The organism is Flavobacterium sp. MK4S-17 (genome assembly GCF_009848495.1).
Classification (GTDB): Bacteria; Bacteroidota; Bacteroidia; order Flavobacteriales; family Flavobacteriaceae; genus Flavobacterium.
Genome location: NZ_WWEP01000024.1, coordinates 1 through 17,648, shown reverse-complemented (window position 1 = coordinate 17,648; position 17,648 = coordinate 1). Strand labels below are relative to the sequence as shown.

General features: G+C 40.3%; 16 protein-coding genes and 1 tRNA gene. 14 read left to right on the top strand and 3 right to left on the bottom strand.

Annotated elements, in window-relative coordinates:
- Positions 1-25: 25 nt before the first annotated feature.
- Positions 26-778 (bottom strand): SDR family NAD(P)-dependent oxidoreductase, encoded by a 753-nt coding sequence (locus GSF09_RS09305; protein WP_159800675.1) that lies wholly within the window; start codon positions 776-778, stop codon positions 26-28.
- Between the two features lie 148 nt (positions 779-926).
- Between GSF09_RS09305 and GSF09_RS09300 the strand changes: the two genes are divergently transcribed.
- Genes GSF09_RS09300 through GSF09_RS09275 form a run of 6 tightly spaced genes read left to right on the top strand, consistent with a single transcriptional unit; the run spans position 927 to position 7,350 of the window.
- Complete coding sequence (locus GSF09_RS09300) at positions 927-2,198, top strand: Y-family DNA polymerase (RefSeq protein ID WP_159800674.1); 1,272 nt, start codon at positions 927-929, stop codon at positions 2,196-2,198.
- Positions 2,195-2,635, top strand: a complete 441-nt coding sequence (locus GSF09_RS09295) for a LexA family protein (protein WP_370515989.1) — start codon at positions 2,195-2,197, stop codon at positions 2,633-2,635. The genes GSF09_RS09300 and GSF09_RS09295 overlap by 4 nt, the downstream gene beginning before the upstream one ends.
- A 13-nt stretch (positions 2,636-2,648) precedes the next feature.
- A complete protein-coding gene (locus tag GSF09_RS09290; RefSeq protein WP_159800672.1) occupies positions 2,649-3,815 on the top strand; it encodes an MFS transporter in 1,167 nt (388 codons plus the stop codon).
- A 53-nt stretch (positions 3,816-3,868) separates the two neighbouring features.
- Entirely contained in the window at positions 3,869-4,354 is a 486-nt protein-coding gene (locus GSF09_RS09285; RefSeq protein WP_159800671.1) for an acetyl-CoA carboxylase biotin carboxyl carrier protein subunit, read from the top strand.
- 9 nt (positions 4,355-4,363) lie between these two features.
- Positions 4,364-5,806, top strand: coding sequence for an acetyl-CoA carboxylase biotin carboxylase subunit (accC, locus tag GSF09_RS09280; protein ID WP_159800670.1), 1,443 nt, complete (start codon positions 4,364-4,366; stop codon positions 5,804-5,806).
- Positions 5,807-5,808: 2 nt separating this feature from the next.
- Positions 5,809-7,350, top strand: coding sequence for an acyl-CoA carboxylase subunit beta (locus tag GSF09_RS09275; protein ID WP_159800669.1), 1,542 nt, complete (start codon positions 5,809-5,811; stop codon positions 7,348-7,350).
- 43 nt (positions 7,351-7,393) lie between these two features.
- On the opposite strand, the gene GSF09_RS09270 is transcribed toward GSF09_RS09275, so the two are convergent.
- Positions 7,394-7,473, bottom strand: a tRNA-Leu gene (locus GSF09_RS09270).
- Positions 7,474-7,620: 147 nt separating this feature from the next.
- Between GSF09_RS09270 and GSF09_RS09265 the strand changes: the two genes are divergently transcribed.
- The 4 genes from GSF09_RS09265 to GSF09_RS09250 all read left to right on the top strand — a co-directional run bounded on the left by GSF09_RS09265 (position 7,621) and on the right by GSF09_RS09250 (position 10,418).
- Positions 7,621-8,562, top strand: coding sequence for a ribose-phosphate pyrophosphokinase (locus GSF09_RS09265; RefSeq protein ID WP_159800668.1), 942 nt, complete (start codon positions 7,621-7,623; stop codon positions 8,560-8,562).
- A 30-nt stretch (positions 8,563-8,592) separates the two neighbouring features.
- Entirely contained in the window at positions 8,593-9,207 is a 615-nt protein-coding gene (locus GSF09_RS09260; RefSeq protein ID WP_159800667.1) for a 50S ribosomal protein L25/general stress protein Ctc, read from the top strand.
- 86 nt (positions 9,208-9,293) lie between these two features.
- A complete protein-coding gene (gene pth, locus GSF09_RS09255; RefSeq protein ID WP_201309345.1) occupies positions 9,294-9,914 on the top strand; it encodes an aminoacyl-tRNA hydrolase in 621 nt (206 codons plus the stop codon).
- 6 nt (positions 9,915-9,920) lie between these two features.
- A complete protein-coding gene (locus GSF09_RS09250) occupies positions 9,921-10,418 on the top strand; it encodes a hypothetical protein (RefSeq protein WP_159800665.1) in 498 nt (165 codons plus the stop codon).
- Between the two features lie 45 nt (positions 10,419-10,463).
- Here the strand turns inward: GSF09_RS09250 and GSF09_RS09245 are convergent, their stop codons facing one another.
- Complete coding sequence (locus GSF09_RS09245; RefSeq protein WP_159800664.1) at positions 10,464-13,163, bottom strand: reprolysin-like metallopeptidase; 2,700 nt, start codon at positions 13,161-13,163, stop codon at positions 10,464-10,466.
- Between the two features lie 190 nt (positions 13,164-13,353).
- On the opposite strand from GSF09_RS09245, the gene GSF09_RS09240 reads away from it, so the two are divergent.
- The 4 genes from GSF09_RS09240 to bioB all read left to right on the top strand — a co-directional run bounded on the left by GSF09_RS09240 (position 13,354) and on the right by bioB (position 17,399).
- Positions 13,354-14,289 (top strand): bifunctional riboflavin kinase/FAD synthetase, encoded by a 936-nt coding sequence (locus tag GSF09_RS09240; RefSeq protein WP_159800663.1) that lies wholly within the window; start codon positions 13,354-13,356, stop codon positions 14,287-14,289.
- Entirely contained in the window at positions 14,286-15,611 is a 1,326-nt protein-coding gene (locus GSF09_RS09235; RefSeq protein ID WP_159800662.1) for an HTTM domain-containing protein, read from the top strand. Before GSF09_RS09240 ends, GSF09_RS09235 begins: the two co-directional genes overlap by 4 nt.
- A gap of 163 nt (positions 15,612-15,774) precedes the next feature.
- On the top strand, positions 15,775-16,239 hold the full coding sequence (locus tag GSF09_RS09230) for a hypothetical protein (protein ID WP_159800661.1): 465 nt from the start codon (positions 15,775-15,777) through the stop codon (positions 16,237-16,239).
- A gap of 74 nt (positions 16,240-16,313) precedes the next feature.
- The gene (gene bioB, locus GSF09_RS09225) at positions 16,314-17,399 is read left to right on the top strand and encodes a biotin synthase BioB (protein WP_159800660.1); all 1,086 of its coding nucleotides are present in this window, start codon (positions 16,314-16,316) and stop codon (positions 17,397-17,399) included.
- The last annotated feature ends 249 nt before the right edge of the window (positions 17,400-17,648 follow it).

Genomic DNA, 17,648 nt, shown 5'->3' with positions numbered 1-17,648 from the left:
TTTTTTTATTTGTGGTTATTATCATTTAAACAGCAGTATAACCTCCGTCTGCAATAAAATAACTGCCGGTGGTAAACGATGATTTATCCGAACTTAAAAATACCACAAGGTCAGCCACTTCCTCCGGGGTACCAAGCCTGTTCATAGAAGCTTTTGCTGCTACCGCTTTCATAGACTCCTCATCAAGGTTATTATCCAGCAGCGGGGTGTGTATGTAGCCGGGCCCAACAGCGTTGCAACGAATATTTTTCTGGCCGTACTCGGCTGCAATATTTTTGGTCAGCCCAACCACACCATGTTTAGCAGCCGTATAGGCACAGCTATTGGGTGCAGCTACAGTACCATGAATAGAGGCAATATTTACTATGCTGCCACCGCCGTTTTTTTCCATTTGCTCCAGTTGGTAACGGCATCCGTAAAAAACACCGCTAAGGTTAATACCGATAACCTTATCCCATCCGTCAATATCATATTCACCTGTTGGTGCAGCGGGGCCGCCTATACCTGCATTATTGCAGGCAATGTCAATCCTGCCATACTTTTCAACCGTTGCTTCAACAAGCCTTTTATTATCTTCCGCCTTAGATGAGTCTGCATTTACAAAAAAAGCATCGCCACCGGCATCTTTTATAGCTTTAACTGTTTCTTCACCATGCGCTTCGTTAATATCCGAAATCACAACTTTTGCACCTTCCTGTGCATACGCCTCGGCAATGGCCCTACCAATACCCGACCCGGCACCGGTAACCACTGCTACTTTATCTTTTAATAAAGTCATAATATAAAATTTTTGAATTACTACTATAAATTTACGGCTCTTTAAGCTTATAATCAGGGTTAACATAGCTAATTAATATAAGTTTAATAGTTGTGCAACTTCTATATTTAACAGGCGTGCAAAGGCACAATTCGCTACCTTTGCAGGTATGTTTGCCTTAATTGACTGCAATAATTTTTATGCTTCCTGCGAAAGGGTTTTCCAGCCGGAATGGCGGGGTAAGCCTGTTGTGGTTTTATCTAACAACGACGGGTGTATAATTTCGCGCAGTGAAGAGGCAAAAGCACTGGGGATACCCATGGCTGCACCCGAATTTAAAATACGGGATGAACTGAAAAAGCATAATGTAAAGGTTTTTTCATCTAATTACTCCCTTTATGGCGACCTTAGCCATCGGGTTATGGAAACCATTAAACTTTTTACCCCTAATGTAGAAATATACAGTATTGATGAGGCTTTCCTTGACTTTAACGGAATTACCATAGCCGATTTTTACCAATACGGCGTGCAAATTAGGAACCAGACATGGAACTGGCTGAGCCTGCCAATATGTGTGGGTATAGCACCAACTAAAACGCTTGCAAAGGCAGCCAATAGGATAGCTAAAAAATACCAGGACAGGACAGGCGGCGTATATGTAATGGATAGTGAGGAGAAACGCATAAAAGCCTTAAAGTGGCTTAAAATAGAAGATGTGTGGGGCATAGGCTACAGAACCGCACGCAAGCTAAAGGCTAAAAATGTACTTACTGCATACGACTTTACCGAACCTCATCTTGAAAATTGGATAAAAAAGGAAATGGGCGTTATAGGGCTGCGTATAAAATATGAGTTGGAAGGAACTCCTGCCATTGGCGACGGGCAGGTGCCCGAACACAAAAAAAGCATTGCCACAACCCGGAGTTTCCCAAAACAGCTTACAGACTTTGACCTGCTGCGTGAACGCGTTTCTACATTTGCAACCGTTACCGCCGAAAAGCTGCGTAAACAGCAATCCTTATGCTATACGGTTATAGTGATGCTGGTGGCAGATAAGCACAGCATTGACAACCCGAAGTACCATTACAGCCTTGCCGCTACGCTGCCCTTTGCCACCAATTCTGCACTAACTATAAGCAAAACCGCCATTTCCCTGCTAAAACAGTTACTGGAAAACACCGATACTAAAAAATTTAAGAAAGCCGGGGTAATAGTAAGCGAGTTGATACCCGAAAATGCAAAACAACTCAATATGTTTCAGGACGAAAACCCGAAGCACAAGGCTTTAATGAAAGCTATAGACAGTACCAACCTGAAAATGGGCAGCCGCATAGTGCGCCTGGCTACACAGGCAGAAAAGACATGGGATATGAAACAGGAACTGCTGTCACCACGCTACACTACTGATATAAAAGAAATACTGATTGCTAAATGCAGATGAAAAAAAATAAGCCGAAACTTACTTTTTATCCTGCCGGGCAGGAAAGCGATATACAGCTGCCTTTTATAACATCGGGAGTAAAAGCAGGGTTTCCATCGCCCGCGCTTGATTTTATGGAGTATAAAATAGACCTGAATAAATATGTTGCCAAAAACCCCATAACAACATTTTATGTAAAGGCCGAAGGACATTCTATGCAGGATGCGGGTATAGATGACGGCGATATTATGGTAGCCGACCGCAGCCTTGAGCCTGCCAGCGGCAAAATTGCCATTTGCCTTATAGATGGCGAATTTACCGTAAAACGGCTCAAGATGGAAAACGGCAGCCTTTACCTTATGCCCGAAAATACCGACTACAAGCCTATTGAAGTAACTGAAAACAATCAGTTTATAATATGGGCAATAGTTACTTATGTCATAAAAAAAGTAGCATAGCCCAACTGCAAGCATGGAAGTAAAACAGATAACTAAAACACAAATAGCAGTAATGTCTGTAGCTGCTGGTATATGTGTAGCCAATATATATTATAATCAACCTATATTAAAGGATATATCGCACAATTTTGATGTAACCGAAAGTGATGCCGGGATAGTTTCGGTACTTGCACAGGCAGGGTATGGATTAGGCTTATTTTTTTTAACACCGTTGGGCGACAAACTGAACAGGAAAAAACTAATCATCATTTTAATGTTGCTCCTGGCAGGTGTGCTTATAGGTACAACCTTTGTAGAAAATTTTTTCTGGCTATGCATTTTTAGCCTCTTAACAGGCTTAATGAGCGTTGCAGCACAGGTAATACTGCCAATGGCTGCCAGTATGGATAAAATAAATCGTGGGCGCACCGTAGGCATAATATTTACAGGGATATTAGTAGGTATTTTGGCTGCAAGGGTGTTTAGCGGTGTTATAGCAGGCTTGTTTAATTGGCGTTATGTATATGGCATAGCTGCCGGCATGGTATTATTAAGCACTATAGTAATATATTTTTCGTTACCCGATATTAAGGCTGCCTTTAGCGGTAATTATGCAAACCTCCTTTCATCTACATTATACCAGCTAAAGCGTTTTCCGTTATTGCGTAAAACAGCACTGCTTGGCGGACTGGTATTTGGTATTTTCTGTTCTTTCTGGACAACACTTACATTTCACTTAAGTGGCAGCCCGTTTAATTACGAAACTGATATTATCGGTTTATTCGGCATCCTGGCAATAGGAGGTGCATTACTGGCTCCGCTGTTTGGAAAACTTGCAGATAAAGGAAATACGCAAAGGTCGCTGCTGTTTTCTGTTACCATAGTAATAGCAGGTATAATAGCCGTAATGATTTATCCCTTCTCTGTTGTGGCAGTTACAATAGCAGTATTGCTTATAGATGTAGGCGTACAGGCTACTCAGGTAACCAATGTTGCCACTATATATACACTGGATGAAACAGCCCACAGCCGTATAAACACAGCCTATATGACAAGTTATTTTATAGGTGGTGCGCTTGGCACATTCGCAGGAATTAAATGCTGGCAGATTGGTGGATGGAACATGGTAAACTGGCAACTCGTTTTCTGGGGAATATTGGCCCTTACTGTGGTACTGCTTAAAAAAAGGAAAAAACTGTGATACCCGAAAACGTTTTCTTTTAAGTATATTTACACCTCAAACAAATTTTACATATGAGTAATGCCTATAAACTAACGGTAAACGGCAGCAGTGTTTTTGATGTTTCTGAAGAAAGCCTTTCCGGGCTTGATGCCATAAATACTGCACCGCAGCACTATCACATATTAAAAAACAACACCCCTTTTACGGCAAAAGTTACTTCTGCCGATTTCCTTGCAAAACAATATACGGTTTCGGTTAATAACAACAGTTATACTGTAAACATTGCCAACGAACTGGATCTGCTCATTAAACAAATGGGATTTGAAGTGGGCAATGCCAAACAGGTAAATGAAATAAAAGCACCCATACCCGGCCTTATACTGGAAATTAATGTAACCGTTGGGCAGGAAGTAGAGGAAAACACCCCGCTTTTGGTACTGGAAGCCATGAAAATGGAAAACACCTTTAATTCCCCACGGGCAGGCATAATTAAATCTATCGCCGTTAAAAAAGGAGATGCCGTAGATAAAGGCAGGTTATTAATTGAATTTGAATAGCAGTAAAGTATGAAAAAAATACTAGTAGCCAACAGGGGCGAAATTGCCATAAGAGTAATGCAGACCGCTAAAAAAATGGGTATTAAAACCGTAGCGGTATTCTCGGCAGCCGACAGAAATGCACCGCACGTAAAATTTGCCGATGAGGCTGTTTATATTGGCGAGGCTCCCTCCAGCCAGTCCTACCTGTTAGGCGATAAAATAATAGAAGTAGCCAAAGCATTGGGTGTAGATGGCATACACCCCGGTTATGGCTTTTTAAGTGAAAATGCCAATTTTGCCGAGGCGGTTGAAAAAAGCGGGATTACTTTTATTGGGCCTAAGCCCCATGCCATACGCATTATGGGTAGCAAGCTCGGCGCAAAAGATGCCGTTAAAGCGTATAACATACCTATGGTTCCCGGGCTTGATGAGGCCATTACCGATGTGGAAAACGCAAAAAAAGTAGCAAAAGAAATAGGCTTTCCCGTGCTTATAAAAGCATCAGCCGGAGGTGGTGGAAAAGGTATGCGGATAGTAGAGAAGGAAGCCGATTTTGAATCGCAGATGGAACGTGCTATAAGCGAAGCTACTTCTGCCTTTGGTGATGGTTCCGTTTTTATAGAAAAATATGTGGCTTCACCCCGCCATATAGAAATACAGGTAATGACCGACAGCCACGGAAACATACTGTACCTTTTTGAAAGGGAGTGCAGCATTCAGCGCCGCCACCAAAAAGTGGTGGAAGAAGCTCCTTCATCTGTTTTAACACCAGAAATAAGGAAACAAATGGGCGAGGCTGCCGTTAAGGTGGCAAAAGCATGCGATTATCTTGGGGCCGGCACGGTGGAGTTCCTGCTGGATGAAAACAAAAACTTTTATTTCCTGGAAATGAATACCCGCCTGCAGGTGGAGCATCCGGTTACCGAAATGATTACTGGGCTTGACCTGGTAGAAATGCAGATAAAAATAGCACGTGGCGAAGCAATGGATATACAACAGGAAGAGCTTGAAATAAAAGGTCATGCTGTAGAACTTCGTGTGTATGCCGAAGACCCACTGAATGATTTTGCACCAAGTGTAGGGCATCTGGATGTGTATAAACTGCCACAGGGTAAAGGCATACGTGTAGATAATGGTTTTGAACAGGGCATGGACGTGCCCATTTATTATGACCCCATGCTTGCCAAGCTGATTACCTACGGCAAAACGAGGGAGGAAGCTATTGAGCTTATGATTGAAGCCATTAATGATTATCATGTTGAGGGTGTGAGTACTACCCTGCCTTTTGGTAAGTTTGTGTGCAGGCATGAGGCTTTCCGTTCGGGCGATTTCGATACGCATTTTGTAAAGAAATATTATGACAGCGAAAAACTGCAATTGGAAACCGATACTGAAGCTGAAATTGCTGCTTATATAGCCCTGAAACAGTACCTTGAAGACCAAAAGATTTTACGACTGCCAATACAATAGCCATGAAAGATAAGATAACAATATTAAACGATAAGATTGCAAAAGCCCGTTTGGGTGGTGGTGAGAAACGTATTGAAAAACAGCACGAAAAGAAAAAGCTTACCGCCCGCGAACGTGTAGAATACCTTATGGATGAAGGTTCCTTTGAAGAAATAGGTATGCTGGTTACCCACCGTACCACCGATTTTGGAATGGAAAATGAAAAGTACCTTGGCGACGGCGTTATAACAGGCCACGGAACCATAAACGGCAGGCTGGTATATATTTTTGCACAGGACTTTACAGTTTTTGGCGGTGCACTATCTGAAACCCATGCAGAAAAGATATGCAAGGTTATGGATATGGCGCTTAAAACCGGTGCCCCCATGATTGGGCTTAATGATTCAGGAGGGGCAAGGATACAGGAAGGTGTACGCTCTCTTGGTGGTTATGCCGATATATTTTACCGCAATGTGCAAAGCAGCGGCGTTATACCGCAAATATCAGCCATAATGGGGCCTTGTGCCGGCGGAGCAGTTTATTCACCTGCCATGACTGATTTTACCATGATGGTAGAAAACACCAGCTATATGTTTGTTACAGGTCCTAATGTGGTTAAAACGGTAACCAACGAAACTGTTACCAGCGAAGAACTGGGAGGAGCAGGCACACATTCTACAAAATCAGGCGTAGCACATATAACTTCTACCAATGATGTGGAATGCCTTGAGGATATTAAAAAACTGCTGAGCTACCTGCCTCAAAACAACAGGGAAACTACGCCGTATGTTCCTATAAAGCTTGAAGATGAGATACGTGAGGAATTACAGGATATAATTCCCGATAGTGCCAATAAACCTTATGACATGCACAGGGTTATCTCCGGTATTATAGATAAGGATTCTTTTTACGAAGTACATAAAAACTATGCCGAAAACATTATTGTAGGCTTTGCCCGCATCGGTGGCAGGAGTATTGGCATAGTTGCCAACCAGCCCCAGCACCTTGCAGGTGTGCTTGACGTAAACAGTTCTGTTAAGGCTGCACGCTTTACCCGTTTTTGCGATTGTTTTAATATCCCGCTTTTAGTGCTGGTAGATGTACCCGGGTTCCTGCCGGGCACCAACCAGGAATGGAACGGTATTATTGTGCACGGAGCCAAATTACTTTATGCACTTAGCGAGGCTACCGTACCGCGTGTTACTGTTATTACACGCAAGGCCTATGGCGGTGCTTATGATGTAATGAATTCCAAACATATTGGCGCCGACCTGAACTTTGCCTGGCCTACAGCAGAGATTGCCGTAATGGGAGCCAAAGGGGCAAGTGAAATTATATTTAAACGTGAAATTTCGGAGGCGGAAGACCCGGCAGCCAAGCTCCTTGAAAAAGAAACCGAGTATGCCGAAAAGTTTGCCAACCCATACCGGGCTGCCGAACGCGGGTTTATAGATGAAGTTATTGAACCGAAGGATACCCGCAGGAAACTAATTAAGGCTTTTAGTATTTTGGAGCATAAAAAAGTTGATACACCAAAGCGCAAGCATGGTAATATCCCGTTATAAGTTAAATAAAAAAGGAGGAACAAATGTTCCTCCTTTTTGTAAGTACCTGGAGTGGGAATCGAACCCACACACCGTAGTACACGAGTTTGAGTCGTGCGCGTCTACCAATTCCGCCATCCAGGCTTTTTTATTGTGAGGGCAAATTTAAAAATATTTATTTAATTTGAGGAAAAATACCGAATAATTTGCTTTCAGGGTTAAATTAAATTCCTAAATTTGCACCTCGTTTACACGACACAACACTAACTAACTACAAAACAACGAATTGAAATGTCGTACCAAGAGCCGGAAGCAAAAATTTTTGCATGTTCTCAAAGTGTGTACCTGGCAGAAAAAATAGCCGAAAGCTATGGCGTTCCGCTGGGGAAAGTTACGTTCTCTAAATATAGTGATGGTGAGTTTCAGCCTTCTTTCGAAGAATCGATAAGGGGATTAAGGGTTTTTCTCATCTGCTCAACCTTTCCAAGCTCGGACAACCTAATGGAACTGCTACTAATGATAGATGCAGCAAAAAGGGCTTCTGCAAGGCATATAACGGCTGTTATACCTTACTTTGGATGGGCAAGACAGGACAGGAAAGATAAACCAAGGGTTCCTATAGGAGCTAAACTTGTAGCTAAGCTGCTGGAAACCGCAGGAGCCACAAGGATTATGACAATGGATCTTCATGCAGACCAGATACAGGGCTTTTTTGAGAAGCCGGTTGACCATCTTTTTGCGTCAACCATCTTTCTTCCGCATGTTAAGGAAATGAACCTTGAAAACCTTACTATAGCTTCTCCGGATATGGGAGGCTCTAAAAGGGCTTATGCTTATTCAAAATTCCTTCAAAGCGATGTGGTAATATGCTACAAGCACAGGAAGGCCGCCAATGTAGTTGAAGCCATGGAGCTTATAGGCGAAGTTAAAGGCCGCAATGTTATACTGGTTGACGATATGGTTGATACCGGTGGGACACTAACAAAAGCTGCCGATATGATGATGGAGAGAGGTGCACTAAGCGTAAGGGCTATATGTACACATGCAATACTTTCGGGTGATGCATATGAAAAGATTGAAAACTCGGAGCTGGCAGAATTAATTGTTACTGACAGCATACCGCTTAAAAAGCAGAGCAGTAAAATACGCGTGGTAACCTGCGCCGACCTTTTTGCCGATGTGATGCACAAAGTGCAGAACAACAACTCTATAAGCGGTAAATTTTTAATGTAAATTTTTATTTATTAATTATATTTTATTTCAATGAAATCAATTACGATCAAAGGATCTGAAAGAGAAAGCGTGGGCAAAGCGGCAACGCGTGCGGCACGTAATGCTGGAATGGTTCCTTGCGTGTTATACGGAGGAGAACAACCAGTACACTTTACTGCAGAAGACAAGGATTTTAAAAATCTTGTATACACTCCTAACGTGCACACTGTGGTAATTGACCTTGAAGGCGGCAAACAATTTAATGCTATCCTTCAGGATATACAGTTTCACCCTGTAAGCGACAAAATTTTACACATTGACTTTTACCAGCTTCATGAGGATAAAGAAATCACTATGGAAGTTCCTGTAAAAGTTACAGGTAACTCTAAAGGTGTTATGGCCGGTGGTGTGCTTCGCTTAAACCAGCGTAAACTTAAGGTAAAAGCTTTACCTAAAGACCTGCCTGACTTTGTTGAGGCTAACATTACCAACCTTGAGATGGGTAACAAACTTTATGTTACAGAGCTTGCTCAGGAAAACTACAAATTGCTTCATCCGGACAACACTGTAGTGGCACAGGTACGTATTTCACGTGCTGCTATGAAAGCTGCACAGGAAGCTGCAAAAGCTGCAAAAGGCGGTGCTGCAAAAGGAAAGAAAAAGTAATTATCTTTCATATAATACAAAGCGTCCCAAAAGGGACGCTTTTTTTATGCCTTTAAGCTAATGTAATAAAGGCTTATATTTGCTATATGAACTGGTTTAAATCGTTATTCGCCAAAAGAATTAAACAACCCGAAGATTCAATGAAAAAATATCTTATTGCAGGCCTTGGGAATATTGGTGCAGAATATGTAAATACACGGCACAATATTGGCTTTAAAATACTGGACAGGCTGGCAGGGCAGGAAAATGCAGATTTTAAGACTGCAAAACTTGGCACTGTTGCAGAACTTAAAATAAAAGGAAGAACCGTATTTTTATTAAAGCCGAATACTTATATGAACCTTAGTGGAAAAGCGGTAAAATACTGGCTGGAACAGGAAAAAATCCCGATTGAAAATCTATTAGTTGTAACAGATGACCTCAATCTTTCCTTTGGGACAATACGCATTAAAGGCAAAGGCAGCGATGGCGGCCATAATGGCTTAAAAAGCATACAACAGCTACTAAACACCTCTGATTATCCGCGCTTTCGTTTCGGCATAAGTGATGCATTTAAAAAAGGACAGCAGGTAAATTATGTATTGGGCGAGTGGGATGAGGAGGAAAAAGCAACACTTCCTGAAAGGCTTGATGTTTCGGCTGAAGCCATAAAATCATTTGTATTATCAGGAATTGCGAATACCATGAGCAGCTTTAACGGTAAATAGGTCATTATGAAAAAGTTTTTATTATTCTCGGTTTTAATTTTAACCGGATGCAGCGGACATAAAATGATATCTGATATACAGCAACTAAATCCTGAAAATTGTCCAAAAAACGGCGCTTGCACTATTGAAATAATGCATGGCAAAGCATTGGATGTAAAAACAGATGGCACAGGTAAATTATATTATGCCTTGCAAGATGCAAAAGAAAAATCAGTTATAAAATATACCTATTCAAAACACAGCAATCCTGAATACCAGGATGATTTTTACGATGAGGAAGTTGTATTTGAAGTTGACAAAACTACATCTAAATTAAACCTGACAGGGAAAGATATTCAGAAAACAAAAATGCTGTTTGGCGTTAAATGTTTTTGCAAAGGCAAAGCAGGGTATTATAAAGTTAATTCCGGTTCATTACATTACAGGAAAAAGCAGTTTACTATTTCTGTACCAGAGCTTGTTGAAGGGCAGCTAACAAAAAACATTATAATGTCATTAAAATAAAAAATGGGCGCTAAGGCGCCCATTTTTTATTCAGTATTTATCCTGTTAGTTTATCACTATTTTCTTAACCACTTTTTTACTGCCGTCCTGAACGGTTACAAGGTAAACACCTGATTGCACTGCACCAAGGTTAATATTTCCCGAGAAAATTCCTGTATTGGTGTACGACTGGTTATATACCTCCCTGCCCCTCATATCGTGAACAGCTATTTTTATATCATTACTGGTAGTTGAATCAAAACCAACAGTAAAGCTACCGTTGTTTGGGTTTGGATATAAAGTAAAGTTATCCAGTCCGTACTCGTTTGTTCCTGCAGTAATTTGCTGAGAACATATTTCAACAGACCAAGAGTTTAAAGTTCCGGAGCTAGGTCCTGGATATGGATCTATTAATCCTAATAACCAGTTGCCTGCCGCATTAATATTATTAAAAGCAGATAAACTTTCCCAAGGCGTTATTATTCCAGTAGTAGGTGAACTACAACTAACTGCTGACCCTGCATCACTGAACTTAACATTTAGTCCACTATATAAAATATTTTGCACATAACATTGTGTGTTCCATAATGTTACTTGAGAATCGTTAGGCCCCAAAACTGCTAAAAAAAGATCACTTATATCAGTATGGCTGATATTAACACTAACATTTACACTTGAAGTCGTAGCATTTTGACCCGCTGGAACGGTAATTAAAGATGAACTAAAAGAATCAACGCCATTGGGTATAGCTAAGGGAGTGTTATTAGTGTAGGTATTACATGTTGTAGTTACTGTATAACCAACAGCAAATGGAGTGCTATTTACCGCATAATAGATATTATTAACAGGTTCAACTTTTAACCTGCAAAAAGGTGCAGCAACATTGGGTACATTGATGGTTTCAGATCCGTCATTAGGAGTGTTGGAAACCAATACCGTATCAAAATTCTGCCCGCCATCAGTAGATAATAATATATTTACATTGGTAGTATTAATATTATTAGCTGTAGTACCGGCAACATCCCACGTTACAGTTTGGGTACTTCCCTGCTGCCAGGAAATACCTTCTACATTTTGCGAAGTCACTCTAAACGGCCCTGCTGATCCACTAACGGTAACCGTCATATCTTTTCTGGCCGTTTGACCGCCGTTAGGCACATAATTATCCCTAACAGTTAATGCAAAATTAAGAGTCCTGCCTACAGATGGTACAACTTCCCATGTAGGAGTTAAGTTGCCCTGTAAAACATTTTCAAGGGAAGGCATGTACCTGTCAGGTGATGTAACCGGTGGCAATGACCTGAAATTAGGGCCTGATGTGCTGGTTGCAAATGGAGTATTATCCTGTGTAGATGATGCACCGTTGGCATTTGTTTGTTCCCAGCAATATGTAAGGGCATCATTATTTGCATCTGTAACAAGAGGGCTTTTTAATATAAAAGCAGTACTCTTGGGAATAGTGTAAGAATTTAATGCAGGAATAACAGGTGCTGCATTACCATTACTCTGTGTTACAGCACAATTGCCGCTTGTTAATACAAAATTAAACATTTGTGCAAGGCTGGCGGCATGAAAATAATCATCTGAATTACTTTGGACATTTGGCGGGCTTATACCTGCATAAGCCATAATTGTACTTCCGCTTCCGGGCTCAACAGCGGTTGAGGCGGTTCTTTGATTAGCATTATTAAAGGTATGGGTAGCTCCGAACTGGTGTCCCATTTCGTGTGCTACATAATCAACATCATATGTATCTCCTACCGGGGCAGAACTTCCTGTGATACCTCTTGCTTTATCGGCAGAACAAACGCATCCTAATTGTGCTACTCCACCGGCACTCGTTGTACTTACCACATGGCCAATGTCATAATTAAAATAACCAATTGCATTGTTTATAACTGTTTGCGACTGGCTAAGCAATGTTCCGGCATTATCATTATTAAAATTATCTGAAGTTACAAATACCACATTTTCGTTATTAGGCACAAGTTCCATAGTTATAGCCATATCCCTCTCATAAATGCCGTTCACCCTCGTCATGGTAACGTTCATAGCTGCAAGGACTGCTGCTTTTTTCTGAGCTTCAGTACCTGATTGTAAACCTGCCTGATTTACATGGAAAGCAGCATATTCAATAGTACATGCCAAAGCAAGGCGATACTTCCTTAAAATACCATCACCCGCCATAGTAGACGTAGGTACCATTTCAGATGCCATTCTTTGTGCATATTCTTCTTCACCTTCTATTGTACAGCCAAAAGTCCTGGCAGGACGCAAACTGCTTTTTGCATATACAATATAATTATTAAGGTCTTTTGTATAAGGGTTAATATAATATGAACCTTTTTCAGAAAACGTCATGGTATGTAAACCAAAAATTGTAGTACTAAACCTTATAGTTTTACCGGGATTTTCTACACCCGTACCCACATAAGATTTAATATCAGGATGCTTTGCGGCAAGTTCGGGATGCATGATTGAAGCTTCATATACCCTAAAATTTTCAAGCTTTCCTTCGGCATTAGGGAAAGTAACAATAACATTTGATTGCCCGTTGTAGTTATCCCTTGAAGGCGCAACGGAAAGCCTTTGCTTCAACGCCTCTAAATCAAGGCTGAAAAGTTGGTATTTTACAGGCATGGAAGCCATTTCTGTTTTTTCTGCCTTCCCTATTTCAGCTTCGGTAATACTGTTCCAGAGAGGCTTTTGGGCATAAGCTGAAAATGTAATAACAGCTATTAGCGCCAATAGTAAATTTTTATTCATTTTGAGTGTATGTGTTTTTTAGCGGCACAAGTTAGCAATAAAATTCTTTGCCTATTAAAAAAAGTAAAATTATCCTGTTGATTATCTGCAATTTTAACAAAACCCGATATACTAAATAAAATTTCCAAATAAGCTAAACTGTATTACATAAATAGTAAATTTGTTTTATTGATTTTTATGCGGAAATAATTTGAATATTTTTAACTCCATACAGGAATTTACCTCCAATAAAAAAACCATCATTACATTAGGCACTTTTGATGGTGTACATAAAGGCCACAAGAAAATACTGGACAAACTGATTAACAGCAGCCGTAAAACAGGATATGAAAGTGTAGTGCTCACTTTTTTCCCGCATCCGCGAATGGTTTTACAGCAAAATACAGATATAAAACTTTTAAATACTATTGCCGAAAAAGCCCTGCTGCTTAAAGAATACGGTATTAATAATTTAATAATACATCCTTTTGACCATTCTTTTTCAAGGCTGACAGCCGAAGAGTTTGTAAGGGATATTTTAGTTGAGAAACTCAATATCCATAAAATAATAATAGGATATGATCACAGGTTTGGGCGAAACCGCACTGCAACTATTGACGACCTTGTAATTTTTGGTAAAGAGTACAGTTTTGAAGTTGAAATGATTCCGGCACTGGAAGTAAATGAAGTTTCCGTGAGTTCTACAAAAATAAGAAATGCCCTTGAGGCCGGTAATATAAAAACCGCCAATAAATATTTGGGCTATCCTTATTTTATTACGGGTGTTGTAACCGAAGGTAAAAAACTGGGCAGGACAATAGGCTTCCCTACAGCAAATTTAACCATTAAGGAAAATTATAAATTAATACCTGCAAATGGTGTTTATGTTATTTCAGCCCTTATAAACGGTACTGCGGTGGGCGGTATGATGAATATTGGCAACAGGCCTACAGTAAATGGAGCCAGCCAGACAATAGAAGCTCATTTCTTTATCCCGAACACTGATTTATATGGTAAAAAACTGGCTGTTAACCTGCATTACAAGTTGCGTGATGAGGTAAAGTTTGAGTCAGTTGATGCACTAAAACAACAACTGGAAAAAGATAAAATACACTCTATGGAATATTTTAAAGAATATCCCTTATGAAAAAACACCTGTTTCGCGAAATAGACAATGCCCCTCTTATTGTATTCAGGATTTTTTTCGGCTTCCTGCTGGCCTGCGAAACCTTTGGCGCCATATTAACCGGATGGGTTAAAGAAAACCTTGTAAGGCCGCAATTTACCTTTTCACATATAGGTATGGAATGGCTCCAGCCTTTACCGGGCAATGGCATGTATTATTATTTTGCTGTAATGGGAGTCCTGGGGCTATTGGTTATGATAGGATACAAATACCGCATAACACTGGGCTTATATACAGTTTTATGGGCAGGCGCATACTTCATGCAGAAAACCTCCTACAACAACCATTATTACCTCCTCCTGCTTGTTTGTATCATTATGCTTTTCCTGCCGGCAAACAGGTATGCCTCGGTTGATGCAAAGCAAAATCCTGAAATAAAAAAATTATCCATGCCGGCATGGTGTTCATGGGTAATGATAGCACAGGTGGCAATAGTATATTTTTTTGCAACCATAGCTAAATTTTACCCTGACTGGCTGGACGGCACTTTTACAAAAAACCTTTTGGACAGAAGCACAAGCGGGGCTTTTCATGAAATAGCAACCCAAAAATGGTTTTACCTTTTTATAGCCTACGCAGGTATTTTCTTTGATTTGCTTGTAATACCATTGCTGCTCTTTAAAAAAACAAGGACAATAGCATTTATAGCATCGCTTATATTCCACATTTTTAATTCCATCACACTGCAAATAGGTATTTTCCCCTTTTTTGCATTAACCTTTGTGGTATTCTTTTACCCGCCCGAAAAAATCAGGAAACTATTTTTCAGGAAAAAACCACAGCTAATTAATCCAGGCTATACTGATGAGGGTAAGGTTGTCTTAAAATATTTTTTTATACCTTATATAATAGTACAGCTATTTTTACCGCTTCGCCATCACCTAATAAAAGGTGATGTTTTGTGGACAGAAGAAGGGCACAGGCTGAGTTGGAGAATGATGCTTCGTTCAAGAGGCGGAAGCACTTTTTTTAAGGTTGTAAATAAAGCAACGGGTGAAACAATACTTTATAACATCCGTAAAGTTTTAACCCCAAAGCAAAAAAACAGTATGGAATCCAAAGCTGATATGATTTGGCAAACCGCACAATATATCAAAAAGGATTTCAAGGTTCAAGGTATAGATGTGGCTGTATATGCCAATTCAAAAGCATCGGTTAACGGGCATGAATGGAAAACTTTAATTGACCCGGATACAGACCTTGCGAATACGGATTGGAATTACTTTTTTCATTGCCCGTGGATATTGCTTTATGATGCTGATGGCAACCTTGTAAAACAATAGTTAAAGCAATTATTTAATCATACTTCTTTTATTAAAGTTTTATTAATTGATATTTGGTTTTGCCATTTTATGGCTAATTTAGGTTTATAATTAAGCGTACTTTAATCAGTATATACTAAATTTAAATAAACCATTTATTAACCTAAAGCAAAAACCAAACGCTATGAAAGTTTCCAGAATAATAATTAACGGTATCATTATTTTTATTGGCATAGCTGCTTTTTTCCTTATTATGGAAGTGTCAGGCCTGGCAGATAATATTTATTTGAGGCTTGTAAACTTTATATTTGTAATTTATGGTGTTAACCGCACTATTAAGCAGGATTATAAAGATGGTATTGATGGTTACTTTACCAATTTAAGCTCTGCATTCCTTACCGCTTTTACCAGTCTTATACTTACCATATTTGCTTTTATTGCCTATGCTGAATACAGGGGTGGCGAAGCCTATTTAGATACTTTTGTTGAAAACTACATTTTTGGCGGCGACCCATCATTATACCAGTTTTGTATAGGTTTGTTTATAGAAGGGCTTGCTGCATGTGCCATAGTATCATTTGCATTAATGCAATACTGGAAAGATAAAGTTGAGAAAATCAACAAGGTAGATGATGCTGCGCATAACTAATTCCATTCTTTTATTTCGAAACTTCTGTACGTAAACGGAAATTGCTACTTTTGGAGCAATACAATTTTCTGTTTATGGTTACAAAAAGGCACAATTGGACAAAGGAAGAAATTATAGTAATTTACAATAAGCCTTTGATGGACCTTCTTTATGAAGCGGCATCAATACACAGGCAGTTCCATGACCCTAACGTAGTACAGGTTTCAACACTTTTATCTATAAAAACGGGCGGTTGCCCCGAAGACTGTGGCTATTGCCCGCAGGCAGCAAGATATCATACAGATATACAAGGCAATGACCTTATGAGCGTGCAGCAGGTAAAAGCACAGGCATTGCGGGCAAAGGCTGGTGGCTCATCACGCGTGTGCATGGGAGCTGCTTGGCGAAACGTTAAAGACGGGCCGGAATTTGACCAGGTGCTGGAAATGGTGCGCACTATAAACAAACTGGATATGGAAGTGTGCTGTACTTTAGGTATGCTTACTGAAAACCAGGCAAAACGTCTTGCAGAGGCAGGCCTTTATGCTTATAATCACAATCTTGACACTTCAGAAGAATATTATAAAGAAGTTATTTCTACACGCGGCTTTGAAGACCGACTTGAAACTATAGAAAATGTACGCAAAACCAACGTTACAGTATGCAGCGGCGGTATCATAGGGATGGGTGAAAGTATAGAAGACAGGGCAGGCATGCTGGTTGCACTGGCTTCATTAAATCCGCAACCCGAATCTGTTCCTATCAACGCACTGGTGGCTGTAGAGGGCACACCAATGGAGGATGAAAAACCTGTTGAAATATGGGAAATGATACGCATGGTAGCTACCACACGAATTGTAATGCCCGAAACCCAGGTGAGGCTTTCGGCCGGACGCACCCAAATGAGCCGCGAAGGCCAGGCTATGTGCTTTTTTGCAGGAGCTAATTCTATTTTTGCAGGCGATAAACTGCTTACTACTCCTAACCCTGATGTAAATGAAGACATGAAGATGTTTGAAATGCTTGGGTTAATCCCGCAAAAACCATTTACCAAAATATCCCAACCCACTACTGTTGAGGCCGAAGATTCTCAATACATCCCTCTTGGAGAGAAACCAAAATGGACACGGCCGGCGCACCAGATTGAAAGAAACCTGAAGGCTGCCGGAAAGAAAATATAATCACAGCTATAAATATGCTCAAGGCTTTTCCTCTCGGAAAAGCCTTCTTTTATTTTAGGGGTTAAATTTTAGCAATAAACAATTAAATGTGTTAAAAATAATTACCTTTAGCCAGCTGGATTGTACAATATTATGTTGATGTTTCAGTTAAACCAAAAAAACTACACATGAAGAAACTCTATCTTTCAGCATTTCTTGCGTTAGCGGGTTTGTTAGATGCTTCGGCACAGCAGGACCCCCACTACACGC